This window comes from Seonamhaeicola marinus, assembly GCF_008085455.1.
The window spans coordinates 319-964 of the sequence record NZ_VSDQ01000449.1; the positions used below are offsets into that span (position 1 = coordinate 319).

The 646-nt window shown below is 33.7% G+C and carries 1 protein-coding gene; it reads left to right on the top strand.

The window, feature by feature from the left end; genetic code table 11:
• Nucleotides 1-39: 39 nt before the first annotated feature.
• Nucleotides 40-646, top strand: a 607-nt coding sequence (locus FUA24_RS07650; protein ID WP_246146983.1) for a S66 peptidase family protein, incomplete at its 3' end; no start/stop codon positions are given.

Below are 646 nucleotides of genomic sequence, written 5' to 3' on the forward strand. Positions count from 1 at the left end.
AAAATGTACATTTACAATATGTATAGAAACCTGCTAATTTTGTATGTATTTTGCGCTACTTTTTTCTTAGGAAAAAATACCATTATTGCTCAAAACGAACCTTTAAAACAAGTATTAAATTTGACACAACCACCCTACTTAAAAGCTGGTGATACAGTAGCTATTGTTGCACCTGCCGGAATTTTAAAAAATAGAACTGCTGAAATTGAAAGTGCTAAAAAACTGCTTAAAAGTTGGGGGTTACACGCCCAGGTTGGTAAACATATTTTTAACCAAGAACACCATTTTGCTGGAACTGATGATGAGCGTTGTGAAGATTTTCAAAACGCATTAAACAACCCAAACATTAAAGCTATTTGGTGCGCTAGAGGCGGTTATGGTTCTGTTAGGATTTTAGATAAATTAGATTGGTCTAACTTTAAAGAAAACCCTAAATGGATTATTGGTTATAGTGATATTACAGCCATTCATAACCAAGTGCATAACTTAGGCGTACAATCTATACATGCCATGATGTGCACAAGCTTACAAGATACACCAGAAACCATTACCGAAACTATAAACACTTTTAAATATTCACTTTTTGGCCAACCTTTACACTATACCTTAAAAGGCTCAAAATACAATAAAACAGGTAGTGTAACAG